Genomic DNA, 16430 nt, shown 5'->3' with positions numbered 1-16430 from the left:
ATGGCTCTCGCCTATAATATCTTCGAGAGAGTACCTTGCCTGTTGGTAATGACGCCGAAGCTGTCCCTTATAATATTCCAGCTCCTTTTGTAACCTTTGTATTTGTTCTGCCAACTTATCAACTTCGGAGATATCGCGGAATAATACTTTGCCTACAGCTCCTATAATCTTATTTCCTTCCCAGATCGGGATGCGGTCGCAAATCATGTTATGGCCCTTTATGCGTTGTACTTGCCGAAATTCCGGTTTCCCTGTTTTGACAACAATATGCATTCTGGTATTTTCAATGGCCTCCTGAACATGTTTGCCAATCATTTCCTCAGGCTTAACACCTAAAAAATCTGCATAGGCTCGATTAAACATAGTGATATAACCGTTTTCGTCGACTACTACTATCCCCTCATATGCCGTATCTAAAATAGTGTACAAAATATTCCTCCATCTTTCAGTCAGTTCAAGCCTCTGTAGTATTCTCTTTAACTCAGTTGTCTCTCGCAATAATAACAAAAGTCCCTTATTCCCAGCCCCATTTCTTAGGGTTACAGCTCGGCACAAAAAGTTCCGCTCACGGATACTTATCTCTTTTTCTATTTGTCCACCACCCTTAGCTAGATTAGTAAGTTCTTCGAAAAAAAGAGCACCGAACAGTTCTTTTAACGAGCTCCCTATAAGTGAACCGCCCAAGAGCTTTGTAGCAGATGGATTTGCACTAATTATACGGAGGGAACTGTCCGCTACTAATAGTGGGTCCTCTAAGGTTTCCCATAAAAGCTTTAGAAAACGTGCGGGTATGTGCATCCTTTTTACCCCCTTAAAAAAACTTAAACCTAATTATAAGGGTACCATATCCCTTCAATCATCTCAAACATCTCAAGAAGCTTACTTCAAGACCCACACCGCATTCCCTACCTTGCCATTTTCTATCAAAACTCATAATCCACCTGTACCTGGCATGAATCTTGCATAGGGGTTCAGTTTAGAAAACACCCACATCACTTACATGAAACGCCCTGCTAATCCTGAGGGTACACGGAACTAGATTGGGTAGCTTCAAACAAAAAATTGAGATAGGGGGGTAAAAAATATGTCCTCTACCTTTGATGAAATTCAAATTGGCCAAAAAGCTAGCCTAAGCAAAACCATCACTGAAACTGACATCTACGCTTTCGCCGGTATCACCGGCGACTTCAATCCTGTACATGTGGACGCAGAATTTGCTAAAAAAACTATCTTCAAGGAAAGAATTGCTCATGGTCTCCTAACTGCGGGACTTATCTCCGCGGTATTAGGAACCAAGCTGCCTGGCCCGAACAGCATCTATCTCAAGCAGGAACTCGAGTTCACCGCTCCAGTGCGGATAGGTGATACCATAACGGCAGAAGTTGAAGTACTGGAAAAAAAGCCAGAGAAAAAAATCTTGCGTTTAAAAACAATTGCGGTAAACCAGAAAGGCGACACGGTCTTAAGGGGAGAAGCTCTAATTAAAAAAATAGATTCGTGAATGTATTCTTAAGTACAATAGCCACTGCCACTTAATTTCCACCTAATACCAGCATCACCGAAGTAAATGAAAGGAGAGATATATCCCCATATGGACTTAAACTTAACCAAATCTCAACGCATGATCCGCCAGATGGTGAGGGAATTCGCTGAAAAAGAAGTTGCGCCAGGAGCGTCCGAGCGGGACAGCACTGGTGAATTCCCCTGGGAAATAGTAAAGAAGATGGCCCGCTACAACATGCTGGGAATCCCCTTCCCCGAGGAATACGGCGGGGCTGGAGCCGATACTTTGAGTTACATTATTACTGTAGAAGAACTGGCCCGGGTATGCGCTGCTACGGCGGTCATTGTCTCCGCCCATACTTCCCTTTGCGCTCACCCTATCTACCAGTTCGGTACCGAGGAACAAAAGCAGCGTTTCCTTGTGCCGTTAGCTCAGGGAAACAGACTGGGGGCTTTTGCCCTAACCGAGCCCAATGCGGGGACAGACGCTGCTTCCATCAGGACAACAGCTACACGCCAAGGCGATTCCTATATCTTAAACGGCAACAAGATCTTCATTACCAATGGCGGGGTTGCTGATATTTACATTGTCTTAGCCAAGACAGACCCTTCCAAAGGTGCTCGTGGTATCACCGCTTTTATTGTTGAAAAGGGTACACCGGGATTCTCCTTTGGTAAGAAAGAAGATAAATTAGGCATTCGCGCTTCCAGCACCACAGAACTTATCTTCCAAAACTGCCGTATTCCCGTAGAAAACAGACTGGGAGAAGAGGGAGAAGGGTTTAAGATCGCCATGCAAACCCTTGATGGGGGTAGGATAGGTATCGCCGCACAAGCTGTAGGAATAGCCCAAGCCTGCCTGGATGCCTGCCTGCGCTATGCTAAAGAGCGCGAGCAGTTCGGTAAGCCCATTGGTTCCTTCCAGGCCATACAATGGATGCTGGCCGATATGGCTACCCAGGTCGAAGCAGCACGCCTCTTGACCTACCGTGCGGCCTGGCTCAAAGATAATAAACAACCCTTCTCCAAGGAGGCAGCCATGGCCAAACTTTATGCTTCAGAAGTAGCTATGCAACAAGCCATAAAGGCAGTTCAAATCCACGGGGGATACGGCTATATGAAGGATTATCCCGTGGAACGCTTCTTCCGTGATGCCAAGATTACGGAAATATACGAAGGCACTTCAGAAGTACAACGCATGGTAATTGCTTCCCATCTCTTGCGCTAAGGAGGAACCGTATAAATGCGGATAATAGTTTGCATAAAACAAGTACCAGACACCACCGAAGTGCGCATAGATCCTCGCACAGGTACTCTGATACGAACAGGGGTACCTAGCATAATTAACCCTGAAGATCGTCATGCCCTAGAGGCCGCTTTGACTATAAAGGATCAGTGCGGAGCGGAGGTAATTGCCCTTTCCATGGGGCCACCCCAGGCAGAAGATGCCCTCTTGGAAGCCCTAGCTATGGGCGTCGACAGGGCCATCTTGCTCACCGATCGCGCTTTCGCCGGCGCCGATACCGCCGCAACATCTTACACTTTAGCCCAGGCCATAAAGCAGTTAGGTCCCTATGACTTAGTCCTTACCGGCCGCCAGGCTATCGACGGGGACACTGCTCAGGTAGGGCCTCAACTAGCTGAGTTGCTAGATATTCCCCAAGTCACTTACGTACAAAAAATAGAACTTCTTTCAGACGGTACGTGCCGCCTCCAACGCGCCCTTGAGCGTGGCTATGAAATCGTTGAAACGCGTCTTCCGGCCTTGTTTACGGTTATAAAAGAGTTAAATACGCCTCGCTATCCTTCTATTCGAGGGATTATGCGCGCCTTAAGACAGGGCGTTACCGTTTGGACAGCTAACGATGTGCCCGTTGATCCTAATTTGATAGGCCTCAAGGGGTCTCCTACTCAAGTACAGCGTACCTTTGTTCCTGAACACAAAAGAAACTGCGTTATGTTAAAAGGTTCCTTAGATGAGGTAACCACAGCCTTGGTCGAGGAGCTCAAGGAGCGCAGGCTGTTAAAAGCCCTTGCCACCTAGAGCTTCGTCTTATTACGGTATGATATTCATTGACTTTAACCCGGCTGAGGATGAGATTAAGAGGAGGTTCACATGATGCACATAAATCCTGAGCTATGTACAGGTTGTAAAGCCTGCCTACGGCGTTGCCCCTTTGAGGCGATAGAGATTGTGGATAAAAAAGCTCGAATAAAGGAGACCTGCACTAACTGCGGCGCATGCCTCGATTCCTGTAAATTCGGCGCCATCGAGAAGGAAGAAGATACAGGCCATACCGCCCCTCAATTTAAACCATCTCCCGAGTCCTACGAGGGAATCTGGATATTTGCCGAGCAACACCGGGGCCGACTGGCTGAGGTTGTACGGGAACTCTTGGGTGCGGCTCAAGATCTAGCCACCCAGCGCCAAACTTACGTGGCTGCTGCACTTCTGGGCCACGAGGTCTCCTTACTAGCGGACGAACTTTTTGCCTATGGCGCGGATCGTGTCTATCTCGTCGAACACCATGAGCTGGCTTCTTATCGGACCGAACCCTATACTTTTGTATTGGCTAAATTGGTCGAGGAATTCAAGCCGGAAATTTTTCTCCTGGGCGCCACCCCCTTAGGTAGGGATCTGGCTCCCCGTCTGGCCCGCCGTGTCGGTACCGGTCTCACTGCCGACTGCACAGAGTTGGCCATCGACCCAGAAGAAAAAATCCTTTTACAGACACGTCCCGCGTTTGGTGGGAATTTAATGGCTACCATAACCTGTCCTCACCACCGTCCGCAGATGGCTACTGTCCGGCCGGGAGTGATGAGGAAAAAAGAGCCAGATTATAGCCGTACGGGAGAGGTAGTGAGGCGTTCTTACGAGATTCCCTCGAAGTGTTTGAGAACCAAGGTTCTAGAAGTTATAGAAGAAGCCCGCACTACTGTGAACTTGGAAGAGGCAGAGATCATCATTGCCGGAGGGCGCGGCCTGGGTGGACCTGAGGGCTTTAAAAAGTTAGAAGAGGTGGCTAAACTGTTAGGAGCCACTGTTGGAGCCTCACGTGCGGCAGTAGATGCAGGCTGGATAAGCCGGGACCACCAAGTCGGGCAGACGGGTAAAACAGTTAAACCCAAGCTGTATATCGCGTGCGGGATCTCGGGAGCGATTCAGCACTTGGCTGGGATGCAGAATTCGGGCTGTATCGTAGCCATTAATACCGATCCTGAGGCCCCAATATTCAAGGTGGCTGATTACGGTATCGTGGGCGATGTCCATGAGGTATTACCCATTCTGGCCCAAAAGCTAAGATCTCTGCAATTAGCTTATTAATTCTCACTCCCCCTCTCCCTCCTTTAACGCATCCTTGATCCTGCGCCAGGGGGCGGGATGGGAATAGGTGAGCCATTCGATGAAGGCATGCGGTGCTATTTCCTGCAGGTTCCTTCGGGCAAGGTGTACATGAAGTTCTACCATGGCCTGACGATTTCCAGTAAGCTCCAGGGCTACCCGGTCAGCTTCGACTTCTTGCCTCCGGGAGAGGGCGTTCCCTACCGGCTGGGCTAAGAACGAGATAAGCTGGACAAAGACTAAGATAACTACCAGCAAATGCGGTGGATAGGGCTGGCCGGGTACTATCTCGCCTGGAGCTGTGAGCCGCAAAATACCGTAAAGTAAAATGAAGAAAATAAATCCTCCTACTATCCCCCAGAGCAATCCCTTTACAATATGGCCCTTCTTCCAGTGGCCCATTTCGTGGGCCACCACTGCTTCTACTTCCTCCGGGGAATAGTCACGTAAAAGATTATCATACAGCACTATCCTTTTAGTCTTGCCCAGGCCGGTGAAATAGGCGTTGGCTTTAGTGGTACGCCGGCTAGCATCCATAACCCAGACCTCTTTTACTTCAAGGCCCGCCCTTTGGGACAGCTCCACCACCATTGACTTGACCGGCCCCTCCTTTAGAGGCTCGAACCGGTTAAAAAGGGGGGCCAGCACTACTGGCCATAAGAAAGTCTCTACTACCATCCAAAAAGCTAAAATAAGCCCGGCAACCGCCCACCAGCTAAAGGGCCAGCGTCCGGTGGCCCAGAAAAAAAGCAACGTCCCTATACCCGAAAGCAAAAGATCTATCCCGGAAGCCTTTAAATAATCCACCCACCAGGAAGCTAGAGTTTGGGTGGAAAACCCCCAAAGGTGCTGGACTATAAAGCTGCTATAAAAAGAAAAGGGAAAAGCTACGCCTTTGAGAAGCGCCCAAATCAATATAAAAAACAAGCCTGTAGCTAAAAAATATCGCTGGCCGGACAGGCGTAAAATACCCGAAGCCAGCGCCGCCGCCCGCCCGCTCCACCAAAGCCACAAAAGCAGGCCGGTTTTGGCTAAGTAGGCTAAAAGACTGCTAAACCTCATCACCATCTGGTAGCGCCGGGCACGTTCTACATCCAGGGAAGTAAAATATTGCCATACAAGGGAAGGAACTGGCGGAGGGAGGATAAGAAAAAGAATATATAACGCTATAAGTAGCGCCACCAAGCCCAAAAGCAAACCCCACAAGATGCTGGCTTTGGCCAACCCCTTCCCCATCCTTTCTGTCATAAATTTACCTCTAAACATTACCTACCCTCAGTTTACTCCGGTGCTTCCTGGTAAATACTTAATCCTGAACTCGTTCCTAGCCGGTTGGCCCCAGCTTCTAGCATTTTAACCGCATCAGAATAGGTGCGGATACCGCCAGAAGCCTTTACCCCTGCCTTATCCCCCACCACCTGCCGGATAAGGCGGACATCTTCCACGGTAGCACCGGGACCATTAAAACCTGTACTCGTCTTGATAAAATCTGCCCCTTCTTCTACAGCTAACCGGGTGAGGATAACCTTTTCTTGTTCCTCTAGAAGGGAGGTCTCAATAATAACTTTCACCACTGTATCTTCCTTTTTGGCCTTAGCAGTCTGGATGATCTCTTTTAGCTCGCGCCTTATATACTCCTCGGCACCGCTTCTAAACATGCCTAAATTTATGACCACATCTATCTCTGCGGCCCCGTTACTTACGGCTTCGCTGGCCTCGAAAACTTTATTCCTAATGGTAGTAGCGCCCAAGGGAAAGCCTATAACGGTACAAACTTTTATCCCCGAACCCTCCAAAAACCTAGCCGCCCAAGATACGTAGCAAGGATTAACACAGACGCTAAAGAAACCGCACTCTAATGCTTCGGTGCAAAGCCTCTCTATATCCCTTTGGGTAGCTACCGGCTTAAGCAGAGTGTGCTCGATTACTGAGGCTATTTTTCTTTTATTCCACATGCTAAAAGTTCTCCTTTCTTAAAGTCTGATACGGGTTTTCCAGGATAAGTAGCGCTATTTGTGTACATGAATAAGAGCTTTTTAAGGCTTTCTCCTCTCTAAGACACTTGTTCTAAGATAAGGGGTAAAGGTGGAACAGGAGCAGGGGATAACTTAATTAAGGCCTTAAGCTCTTCTAGGGCAGCTTTTAACTTCTTTTCATCATTAGCGTAAACGGTAACAATAGGTTCCCCCTTCTCTATCCGGTCCCCTACTTTACCACCTAACACTAGGCCCACTGCTAAATCTATATCCTGTCCTTTCTTTTCTCTCCCAGCACCCAGTTTCATGGCCACCTGGCCTAACCTTTCTGCGGGAAGTTCAGCTATATAAACTTCTTCTTTAGCCACCCAGCTCTCTTTAAAGCGGGCCTGGGGTAAAAGATCTAGATCCTCTACTACTTTTACCTCTCCCCCCTGGGCCAGGATAAACTCGCGGAACTTCTCTAACGCTTTCCTACTTGCTAGAGCTTCCCTTAATTTCTTTTTACCTTCCTCTTTATCCTTAGCCTTTCCGCCCAGCACTAGCATAGCGCTGCCCAGCTCCAAGCAAAGGTTTACTAGATCTTGAGAGCCTTCACCGCGCAAAACCTGTATGGCTTCCGCGACTTCTAAACTATTGCCTATGGCTAATCCCAAAGGTTGGTCCATATTGGTAATGTACGCTATGGTCTTACGCCCTACAGAGCGGCCTATATCTACCATAACTTGGGCAAGCTTCCTGGCGGAAGGCAAGTCTTTCATAAAGGCACCCTGGCCAACCTTAACGTCTAGGACTATGGCATCCGCACCGGCCGCGATCTTCTTACTCATTACCGAGCTTGCTATAAGGGGAATGGAATCCACCGTAGCCGTGACATCCCGTAAGGCATATAATTTCTTGTCTGCAGGAGCCAGCTCTTCACTCTGGCTGGCTATCGCTATCCCGTATTTTTTCACGTTTTCCTTAAATTCCTCCAGGGAAAGCTCTACCTTAAGCCCTGGTATGGACTCTAACTTATCTATGGTACCTCCTGTATGTCCCAGTCCCCGTCCGGACAGTTTAGCTACAGGTACCCCGCAGGAAGCAACTAAAGGTGCTAGGACCAAGGTGGTGGTATCCGCCACACCCCCTGTACTGTGTTTATCCACTTTTATCCCGGGGATAGAGGATAGATCGAGCCTTACTCCCGAATCCGCCATGGCCAGGGTTAGATGCACTGTCTCCTCTATATTCATACCCTGAAAATAAATGGCCATGGCCAGCGCGGCCATCTGGTAATCAGGTATCTCGCCTGAAGTAAAGCCCTTAACAATAAATTCAATTTCCTGTCGGGTTAGAACTCCACCATTTCTTTTTTTCTTTATTAGGTCATATATCCTCATACTTACAACAATCCCTCCCATTTCCTTTAAAAGGGCTTCCCAGATTGGGAAACTTGAAGCCTAAAACTACTAAAGTTTAACATTACTTTTTCTCGCTCCTTGGCTATCTCCCCTATTTGTTACAGCCTGCTTGGCTTACAAAAAAAGCGCCGGGCTACAAGCCGGCGCCTTTGCAGAGTCTTTAGCTACATCCTGTTAGCCTTAGCGCTAACCCTCTTTTTCCACAGGTATACCCGCCATTTTCATTTTCTCCCGGAATTCCTCTTCATACTCCTCATAAGTGTGCACTTTTACCGGATAATTCCACGGATTTATATGCCTTACGGCCCGGCTGTTGTTGGGTAAGTTTCGTGTAGGGGATAAAAATATCCCTGCCATATGCACCATTTTACTAAAGGGGAAATAGGCTGCCAAGGCGCAAACCAAGAAGAAATGGATGTAAAACAATACCCCTATGCCCTCTGGAACCCGGGGACGAAAAGTAATCAACCCTAAAGCCAGTTCTTTAACAGCAGCCACGTCCACGCTCCAAAAATAGCGCATCAGAACACCCGAAATTCCTATGCCTAAGAGCAAGAAGAGAGGGGTATAATCAGCAGGCAACGAAATATAGCGAACCTGCGGGATGATAAGCCTTCTGAGCAAAAGATAGGTTACCGCAACGAGGAATAATACATCTGTAATGTACACAGCCCGCAAACTTACGCGGAAAAATCCGTCTATACCCTCCAGGAAAGATACCCATCCCGGTACCGGCTCTGTAAAATATCTTAAATGCCGGAAAAGGATAATGAAGAAAGACCAATGGAACAGAAGGCCGCCCAGCCACAGCCACTTTTCCCAGTGATAGGTAAGCCGGGGCCCTTCCCTCAGTTCTGCCTTGGTATTGCGAAGAAGGGAACGGAAAAGTAAAACTTCGGAAGCAACCCGCGCCGCTGCTCCTAAAGCAGTAGAAGGATTATCCAAAAAGCTAGGCTTGATCCAGGGCAACGATTTTTGCTGGCCACCTGTGGTCGGTATCCGGAAAGGCACCGGGGAACGCCCCCAATGCATGATGCGGTACACCATCCCTCCGAGGAAAGTGGCCAGAGTGACATAAGGTACTACAACTCCGAAGAAGAAGTCAAGCTTTAATACTTCTACTCCTACGGTGACCACCAAGACGAGGGCCAACACGATCCCTAATGAAAAGATAACACCCATGTTACCCTACCCCTTCAGGCAATTTCTTCCTTAACAGAAATTACTATTTTATAAAGTATGGTGAGCATGAAAAGACCTGTAGCCCATACACCTAAGGTAATTAAAGCTTCCGGTAAGGTAGGAGCATATTCGGTTACCCTCTCCAAGGGATTGGGGATAAAACCGGCTATAACTAAGGCCAACCCCTTCTCGATCCATAAGGAGATAAAGGTGGCCCCACAGGCTAGAAGAAGTGTACTTTCTTTTTGTCGAGTACCCGGTATCACCAGGAGAACTATAGCCAAAGCAGCTAGCACAACGAAAACCCACATAAAGGGTACCAGCTTCCCATGGCCTTCCAAGCCGGCAAAAAGGTACATCAAAGTATACGTCCCGTGAGCCGGTACTTGGCTATAAAAGGCAGTAAATAATTCCAAGCCTACAAAAAAGGCTGTGATAATCATGGCATAAGCCACGATGGCGGAGAGCTTCTCGATAGCTTCTTTCCCGGGATCGAAGCGGCTAAATTTTTTAAGGATAAAGCAGAGGATAATAAGTAAAGCCGGACCGGAAGCAAAGGCCGAAGCCAGGAAGCGGGCAGCCATCAGTGCCGTAAGCCAGTAATGCCGTCCCGGGAGTCCTGCATAAAGGAAAGCCGTCACCGTATGGATGCTGATGGCCCAAGGAATGGAAATATAGGTTAATATTTTAACCCATTTAGGAGGAGACACTTCCTTATATTCTGCCTCGAGCACGTTCCAGCCGATGATAAGGTTTAAAAGAAGGTAGCCGTTCAGTACAACCATATCCCAGAAGAGAATGGAATTAGGAGTGGGATAAAGAAGGACATTAAACAGGCGCATGGGTTTACCGAGGTCTACTATAACAAAAAGAAGGCACATAACGATGGCAGATACCGCCAAAAATTCCCCCAGGATAGTGATCCTGCCGAAGGCCTTCACATTATGGAGGTAATAAGGTAGAACCACCATCACGGCCGAAGCTGCAACCCCCACCAGGAAGGTGAACTGGCCGATATAAAGGCCCCAGGATACGTCCCGGTTAAGACCGGTGATAGTAAGGCCCTGGTTTAGCTGCCAAAGGTAACAGATAAAACCTACGCCCATCAACATAAGCAACGATATCATCCAGCTCCAATACCTGGGGCTTCCTTTTAAAGCTTTCACTAACATGGCTTCTCTTCCCCCAAGACCTTTTCTTTTTAAGTCCTAAGTCACTGAACCTTAAGGCAAAGCATAATAAACCTTAGGCCTGGTACCTAGCTCAGATTTGCGCTGGATGGTAAGGAAAGAGCGCAACTTTTCCCGTATCTCGGAATCTGGATCCTCCAGGTTTCCAAAAATAAGGGCACCCGCCGGGCAGGCCTCTACACATGCAGGTCTTAGCCCGGCATCTATCCTTTCCACGCATAGATTGCACTTCTCCACCACCCCTTTTTCCCGGGTAGGGAAAGAGGGATTTGTCTCTTTTATAAAGGGCCGCGGATCCCGGAAATTAAAGCTCCGGGCACCATACGGGCAGGCCGCCATGCAGTACCGGCAGCCAATGCAACGGTGATAATCCATCATCACAATACCGTCTGCCCTCTTATAGGTAGCCTTAGTAGGACAGACTCTTACACAGGCCGGGTTATCACAATGATTACATAGTACTACTACAGGTTTTTCTCCCAAGGCTTCAGGCAAATACTCATGCTCCTGCTCCGGAAAGGCATTGGCAAAAGGCTCCTTCCATATCCATTTAATCTCTTCCTTCGGAGTAGGTATATCAGGGATGTTGTGTTCTCTTCTACAGGCCAGGATACATTCTACACAGTCCACCCTGGACCAGCACTTCTCCATATCCACCAACAGGCCCCATTTGATCTCCCTTGTCCCGGCCCGGGAAGGAACAGAAGAACTCCCCTCCTGGCCCATCATGGCTAACTTTCTTATAAGACTCTCCTGCCCTTCCCCGGCGGCTAAACCTTTAACCGTGGGAAATACAAGAAAAACTAACCCGCAAACACCACCGATCTTAAGAAAATCTCTCCTGGTCGTCCTCATGGCTATTTCCCCTTTGATTCTAGATGGCAACTCCAGCAGTCAGGAGTTACCCTTAAATAGTTATGGCACTCATCGCAAAACTGGGCTTTATTGGAGTGGCACGCCAGGCAAGTATTCTGAAGGCTCATGATGTATTCCTTACCGCTTGTAGACACGTAAACCCTTTCTCCCTGGCGAACCACCCGGTCCCGCCACTCGTTCAAAAGCCTCATGTGATTGGCCCGCATGAAATCTGTGGGCTCTACACATTCTTTAATTTCTAATTCGTTTATAGTGGGAGTATTAAGATCCGGAGCAGGTGCGGTGGCTGCCCTTCCCGCGTTATACCAGAAAGGGAAGCTAAAGAGGAAAATAAACGCACCTACTCCTATGAGTATATACTTAAAATCAGGTACCCTCATCTTATCCCCTTCCTTCTACGGAAGCTCAAGCCTAGGCATCGTCCTTACCCGGCTCCATTTCCCCTTCGCGCTTTCCTTTCCCTTCTAGGGGTTCACCCCGCAGGGTGGTGGTGCGCTCCTTTTCTCCTTTCATTACCAGGGCATTACCTAAAAGCTCGTGAACGCCAGCCACGGCCACACCGGGCACCCAGTAATCCATAAGGGCCGGCAGCGCCGCCCGGTCTATGGCGCAGATACAAGCCAGCAGGTTCACACCGTACTTCTGATGCACATACCTTACCGCGTTGGCCCGGGGGAACCCACCCCGCATCCTCATCTCGAAGTTTTCATCAGCATTAAGGCCAGCCCCGCTCCCGCAGCAGAAGGTGTTCTCCTTTATGGTGTTTTCGGGCATCTCGTAGAAATTGCGGCATACATTCTTTAGGATATAACGGGGTTCCTCGAAAAACCCCATGGCCCGGGAAGGATTACAGGAGTCGTGGAAGGTTACTATAAGGTGGTCGTTACGGCTGGGATCCAGGTTGAGCTTGCCGTGGCGGATGAGATCAGCAGTGAACTCGCAGATATGCACCATCTTGGTGGATTTAGCATTTTCAAATTTAGTACCTGTAATGGGAGAGACAGGTTCCTCCAGGAAGTCGGCCGGTCCGTTCATGGTATCCATATATTGGTGGATAACTCGCCACATATGGCCGCATTCCCCGCCTAAGATCCACTTTACGCCGAGCCTCTTAGCTTCAGCATACATCTTGGCATTGAGCCTCTTCATCACTTCATGGGAGGTAAATAACCCGAAATTTCCCCCTTCTGAGGCATAAGTGCTCAAAGTGTAGTCTAGACCTATCTCATGGAAAAGCATGAGGTACCCCATGAAGGTATAGATCCCCGGGTCGGCGAAGACATCGCCGGACGGGGCGATGAAGAGTATCTCGGCTCCCTTACGGTTGAAGGTGGGCTCCACCCTGATTCCGGTTATATTTTCGATCTCATCCACGCAGAACTCTACCATATCCCGGAAGGCGTGGGGTTCAATACCCACGTGGTTTCCTACACGGTAGCAGTTGGCTGCTGAGGCCACCGTCCAATCAGGATAACAACCGAGAAGCCCTAAAAGTTCGCGACCCAGCATGGTTATCTCTGCCGTATCTATCCCAAAGGGGCAGTAGAGGGAACACCGGCGGCATTCAGTGCACTGGTAAAAGTAGTAATACCACTCTTTTACCACCTCTACCGTGAGATCCCTGGCGCCTACCAGCTTCCCCAAGATTTTACCTGTCGTAGTAAAATCCCGGCGGTAGATGCTGCGCAAAAGCTCAGCCCTTAAAACCGGCATATTCTTGGGATCCCCGGAGCCGAGGAAAAAATGGCACTTATCGGCGCAGGCCCCGCAGCGCACACAGATATCTAAGAAGAGCTTTAAGGACCGGAACCTCTCCAAGCGCTCTTTTAATCCTTGTAATAGAATTTCCTTCCAATTCTCCGGAAGCTTCCAATCCTCTTCCTCCGGTGACCACTCCCGGGGGTTAGGAAGCTCCAAAACCTCCAAGCTTTTCGGTTTAGCCGCATATAGCCAAGTACCCCGCCTGAACTCTACCGGGGTATCCATCCACCCGGTCTTGGGTGGCCTGTAGTTTATCTTCATTAACTCTTCCGGCTTACTTATCCTGGACATCCTCCCCACCTTCCTTGGTTAGTCAGGGCCCGGACACCAACCTACTGAGTATCTTCCGGCCTTACTTCGCCGGTTATCTCTTTATTCACCCTCTCCCAAAGCTTCTGTACTCTATTTTTTATCTCCTTCACCCGTATCTCATACAGCTCCTCACGGCATTTCGCATACACATCAAAGGCCAAAAGTTGTACCCTATCCACCAGGGAATAGGCGTATTCTAAATCCTCCCAAGACACGTGTCCTTTTTTTATCTCAGGTTCCAATTCCTGGCGCAGGGCTTCTTTAAGCAGCAACACAAAACCTACCGCCTTACTAGGTGAAAAATCCTGGACCGCCCGTATGCGGACTATCCTATCCATATAGGGATAAAGTTCCTTTTCACTTACTCCTTTAAGCCAACCTTCATATATCCCTTCCAGCCCTTCCCTTAAGGCCTGGCCTACAGGGTTAGCGAAGGGATCTTTCTCCTGGAGCAAAAACTTGGCCGTATCGGGAGGATAAGTGCTCACCACTAAATGAAACCACCTGGCTATGATCTCTGGCTTCCTGTCTGTTAATACTTGAGGTAGCTTCATAGCTTTATTCCCTTTTCTTCCCTAAAATCGGCAGCCGCTGTGTTGGTAGAAGTTGCTCACCAACCCGGCTTTTCATGCTGCCTCTCCCTTTTTCGTTTTTACTTGAACTACTTCTGTTATTTTTAAATTCCATTCGCTATTTCTTTTTAAATTCCTGCCAAGGCCCTTAAATTTTTGATGCCCTTTTTCTCAACCTAAACTGTAGTTCTTCCCTCTATTCCCTTGACTTAAAAGGGGAGATTGAGGTTATACTCAGAGTAGTTCACTTTGTTTTGATTGGTGATTAAAAATGCGCTTTTTATCCTCTATGAGGCTGGCCATATATCTCCTTTTAGTTTTAGCAGCCCTGGCCGCCATCGGCAGCCTTATCCCCCAGGGCCAACCCCATGAATTCTACCGGGCCTATTACGGAAGGCCGGTAGGCGAACTTATAATATTCTTTTCCTTGCACAATATCTACCGTAGCTGGTGGTTTATTTCTTTAGAGGGGCTGCTTGCTGTCAATCTTCTCCTCTGCACGGTCCGCCGGCTAAGACAGCCAAAAACCTTAAAGGAATGGGGTTCCCTCCTCCTGCATCTCAGCTTGCTAGTGATCCTTGTAGGGGCCACGCTTTCCGGAGCCTTAAAAAGGAGTATCTATGTAGAAATGGGTACGGGGGATAGCTTGGATCTTGCTTCTTATGGTTTTCCGGGCACAACCCTTACCGTAGAAGACTTTAAAATAGAATACTATCCCACCCTAGAGCCTAAGCAATATATAAGCTATGTAACCTTAAAGACCGCTCAAGGCAAACAAATTAAGAAAGAAATCAAGGTAAACTATCCCCTAGAATTTGCCGGTTTTAAAATATATCAGGTAAGCTACGGCTGGCTCCTAAAAGGCCAGGTGGTTTCTAATGATAAGACAATCCCCTTTGAATTGCCAGATAAAAAGAGCCTTCCTCTAGATGAAGGCAAAGGTGTACGGCTATTTTTTATGTTTCTCCCCGACTACGATGAAGAAAGTAAAAACTTAAAATCCCGGTCCCCTTTACCCCGTAACCCCCGCTTGGTTTCTCTCCTTATGCAAGGGCACGAGATATTGGATGTAGGCGTTGTCCATCCTGGAGAAACAGCCCATCTTAAAGAGTACTCTATCACCTTTTCGAGCTTCAGGTATTACACAGGTTTAGAAATAAAAAAAGACCCGGCCATGCCAGTAGTCTATGCCGGTTTCATATTACTCCTAGGAGGCCTAGCTATGAGATATATCTCTAATCATCAGCCCAAATGAACGCAATTGCCGTATGTAGGAACTCCTAGCTTTTATGAGCGTATCATGGTGAGGAGCATTTTAAAATTAGTTAAAGCCCGTAGAGCATGGGGCTGGTTAGCAGGCATAATTATGGCTTCCCCGCTTTTAAGCCGGAAGGGCTGACCCGCTATTGCGATCTCTACTTCCCCTTCCAACACCTGTACCAAAGCATCATAAGGAGCTGTATGCTCGCTCAAACCTTGCCCGGCGGCAAAGGCGAATAAAGTTACTGTTCCCGCCTTCTTATCGATAAGGGTGCGGCTCACAATGGAGCCTTCCTGGTAACTTACCAACTCCTTTAAGTTGGCCACTCGGGCTTCTAAGCCTTGAGTTGCTGGCAGGTTAATATTATGATGCATATTTTCCCCTCCTAAAAATATCCAAGGCCTTGGAGTAACTCTGTTGGTATTATAACATTATACCCTTCTTCGCTGCTACTTACCCCGCAGGAAAAAAGAGTGCAGTGTCGAATGATGAGAACAAAGTTTAAAATTAAAAACAAGGAGTAAAAGACATGGTTAGGTTAAAGAAAAAGCTTTTGTTTATTGTATACGTTTTAGTCCTTGGGGGAATTCTGGGGATTTTTACCGGATGCAACAAGCCTTCTGCTCCTCAAATAGATCTCACTAAGGTTAAGCCTGTAATGTCTAAAAGCAGTACCTCAGAAAAACCACTTAAGGTGGCCATTTCCTCTATAACCTCACCCAGCTATAGCCGTACTTACTACGAAGACCTGTTAAATTACTTGTCCCGCCACCTACACCGCCCAGTACAAATATTACAGCGCAGATCTTATGCTGAAGCGAACGACCTCCTGCGGGCTGGAGGAGTGGATGTAGCTTTTATCTGCACCTACTCCTATGTAGCAGGGCACGAAGAATTCGGGCTGGAGCTGCTGGCTGCTCCGCAGATTGATGGAAAGGTTACTTACCGTGCCTATGTAATAGCCAGATCTGATAGCGATATCAGGAATTTCGATGCTCTCCGGGATCGCCGGTTCGCCTTTACCGACCCTATGTCTACCACGGGAAACCTC

At 48.1% G+C, this 16430-nt stretch carries 17 protein-coding genes; 6 read left to right on the top strand and 11 right to left on the bottom strand.

Annotated elements, in window-relative coordinates:
• Positions 1 to 798: PAS domain-containing protein (locus tag L5656_RS07010; protein ID WP_297201032.1), on the bottom strand; the 798-nt coding region annotated here is incomplete at its 3' end.
• Between the two features lie 286 nt (positions 799 to 1084).
• Between L5656_RS07010 and L5656_RS07005 the strand changes: the two genes are divergently transcribed.
• The 4 genes from L5656_RS07005 to L5656_RS06990 all read left to right on the top strand — a co-directional run bounded on the left by L5656_RS07005 (position 1085) and on the right by L5656_RS06990 (position 4828).
• Positions 1085 to 1501 (top strand): MaoC family dehydratase, encoded by a 417-nt coding sequence (locus L5656_RS07005; protein WP_297201029.1) that lies wholly within the window; start codon positions 1085 to 1087, stop codon positions 1499 to 1501.
• A gap of 90 nt (positions 1502 to 1591) precedes the next feature.
• Positions 1592 to 2731, top strand: a complete 1140-nt coding sequence (locus L5656_RS07000; protein WP_297201026.1) for an acyl-CoA dehydrogenase — start codon at positions 1592 to 1594, stop codon at positions 2729 to 2731.
• A gap of 15 nt (positions 2732 to 2746) precedes the next feature.
• Positions 2747 to 3547, top strand: a complete 801-nt coding sequence (locus L5656_RS06995; RefSeq protein ID WP_297201022.1) for an electron transfer flavoprotein subunit beta/FixA family protein — start codon at positions 2747 to 2749, stop codon at positions 3545 to 3547.
• Positions 3548 to 3619: 72 nt separating this feature from the next.
• Positions 3620 to 4828: an electron transfer flavoprotein subunit alpha gene (locus L5656_RS06990; RefSeq protein WP_366018056.1), complete on the top strand. Its 1209-nt coding sequence runs from the start codon at positions 3620 to 3622 to the stop codon at positions 4826 to 4828.
• A 3-nt stretch (positions 4829 to 4831) separates the two neighbouring features.
• Here L5656_RS06990 and L5656_RS06985 read toward each other — a convergent pair whose 3' ends face one another.
• The 9 genes from L5656_RS06985 to L5656_RS06945 form a co-directional block, all read right to left on the bottom strand.
• Positions 4832 to 6094, bottom strand: a complete 1263-nt coding sequence (locus L5656_RS06985; RefSeq protein ID WP_297201016.1) for a M48 family metallopeptidase — start codon at positions 6092 to 6094, stop codon at positions 4832 to 4834.
• Positions 6095 to 6126: 32 nt separating this feature from the next.
• Positions 6127 to 6801 carry a deoxyribose-phosphate aldolase gene (deoC, locus tag L5656_RS06980; RefSeq protein WP_297201012.1) on the bottom strand — a complete coding sequence of 225 codons (675 nt, stop codon included), beginning with the start codon at positions 6799 to 6801 and terminating at the stop codon, positions 6127 to 6129.
• 98 nt (positions 6802 to 6899) lie between these two features.
• Entirely contained in the window at positions 6900 to 8204 is a 1305-nt protein-coding gene (locus L5656_RS06975; RefSeq protein WP_297201009.1) for a pyrimidine-nucleoside phosphorylase, read from the bottom strand.
• Between the two features lie 207 nt (positions 8205 to 8411).
• Positions 8412 to 9407, bottom strand: a complete 996-nt coding sequence (gene dsrM / locus L5656_RS06970) for a sulfate reduction electron transfer complex DsrMKJOP subunit DsrM (RefSeq protein ID WP_297201006.1) — start codon at positions 9405 to 9407, stop codon at positions 8412 to 8414.
• Between the two features lie 14 nt (positions 9408 to 9421).
• Entirely contained in the window at positions 9422 to 10579 is a 1158-nt protein-coding gene (gene dsrP / locus L5656_RS06965) for a sulfate reduction electron transfer complex DsrMKJOP subunit DsrP (protein ID WP_297201003.1), read from the bottom strand.
• Positions 10580 to 10630: 51 nt separating this feature from the next.
• Positions 10631 to 11452, bottom strand: a complete 822-nt coding sequence (gene dsrO / locus L5656_RS06960; protein ID WP_297201000.1) for a sulfate reduction electron transfer complex DsrMKJOP subunit DsrO — start codon at positions 11450 to 11452, stop codon at positions 10631 to 10633.
• A gap of 2 nt (positions 11453 to 11454) precedes the next feature.
• A complete protein-coding gene (gene dsrJ, locus L5656_RS06955; RefSeq protein ID WP_297200998.1) occupies positions 11455 to 11853 on the bottom strand; it encodes a sulfate reduction electron transfer complex DsrMKJOP subunit DsrJ in 399 nt (132 codons plus the stop codon).
• Between the two features lie 31 nt (positions 11854 to 11884).
• Positions 11885 to 13525 (bottom strand): sulfate reduction electron transfer complex DsrMKJOP subunit DsrK, encoded by a 1641-nt coding sequence (gene dsrK / locus L5656_RS06950; protein ID WP_297200996.1) that lies wholly within the window; start codon positions 13523 to 13525, stop codon positions 11885 to 11887.
• 41 nt (positions 13526 to 13566) lie between these two features.
• A complete protein-coding gene (locus tag L5656_RS06945; RefSeq protein WP_297200993.1) occupies positions 13567 to 14100 on the bottom strand; it encodes an RsbRD N-terminal domain-containing protein in 534 nt (177 codons plus the stop codon).
• Positions 14101 to 14389: 289 nt separating this feature from the next.
• Between L5656_RS06945 and L5656_RS06940 the strand changes: the two genes are divergently transcribed.
• Positions 14390 to 15373 carry a cytochrome c biogenesis protein ResB gene (locus L5656_RS06940; protein WP_297200990.1) on the top strand — a complete coding sequence of 328 codons (984 nt, stop codon included), beginning with the start codon at positions 14390 to 14392 and terminating at the stop codon, positions 15371 to 15373.
• 32 nt (positions 15374 to 15405) lie between these two features.
• Here the strand turns inward: L5656_RS06940 and L5656_RS06935 are convergent, their stop codons facing one another.
• Complete coding sequence (locus L5656_RS06935; RefSeq protein ID WP_297200987.1) at positions 15406 to 15753, bottom strand: cupin domain-containing protein; 348 nt, start codon at positions 15751 to 15753, stop codon at positions 15406 to 15408.
• A gap of 155 nt (positions 15754 to 15908) precedes the next feature.
• Here L5656_RS06935 and L5656_RS06930 point away from each other — a divergent pair.
• Positions 15909 to 16430: PhnD/SsuA/transferrin family substrate-binding protein (locus L5656_RS06930; RefSeq protein WP_297200981.1), on the top strand; the 522-nt coding region annotated here is incomplete at its 3' end.

The sequence above is a fragment of the Thermanaeromonas sp. genome, assembly GCF_021890735.1.
In the GTDB taxonomy this organism is placed as follows: domain Bacteria; phylum Bacillota; class DSM-521; order Neomoorellales; family Neomoorellaceae; genus Thermanaeromonas.
Note: the sequence above shows the minus strand (reverse complement) of the source record. Positions and strands in the feature narration are given on the sequence as shown.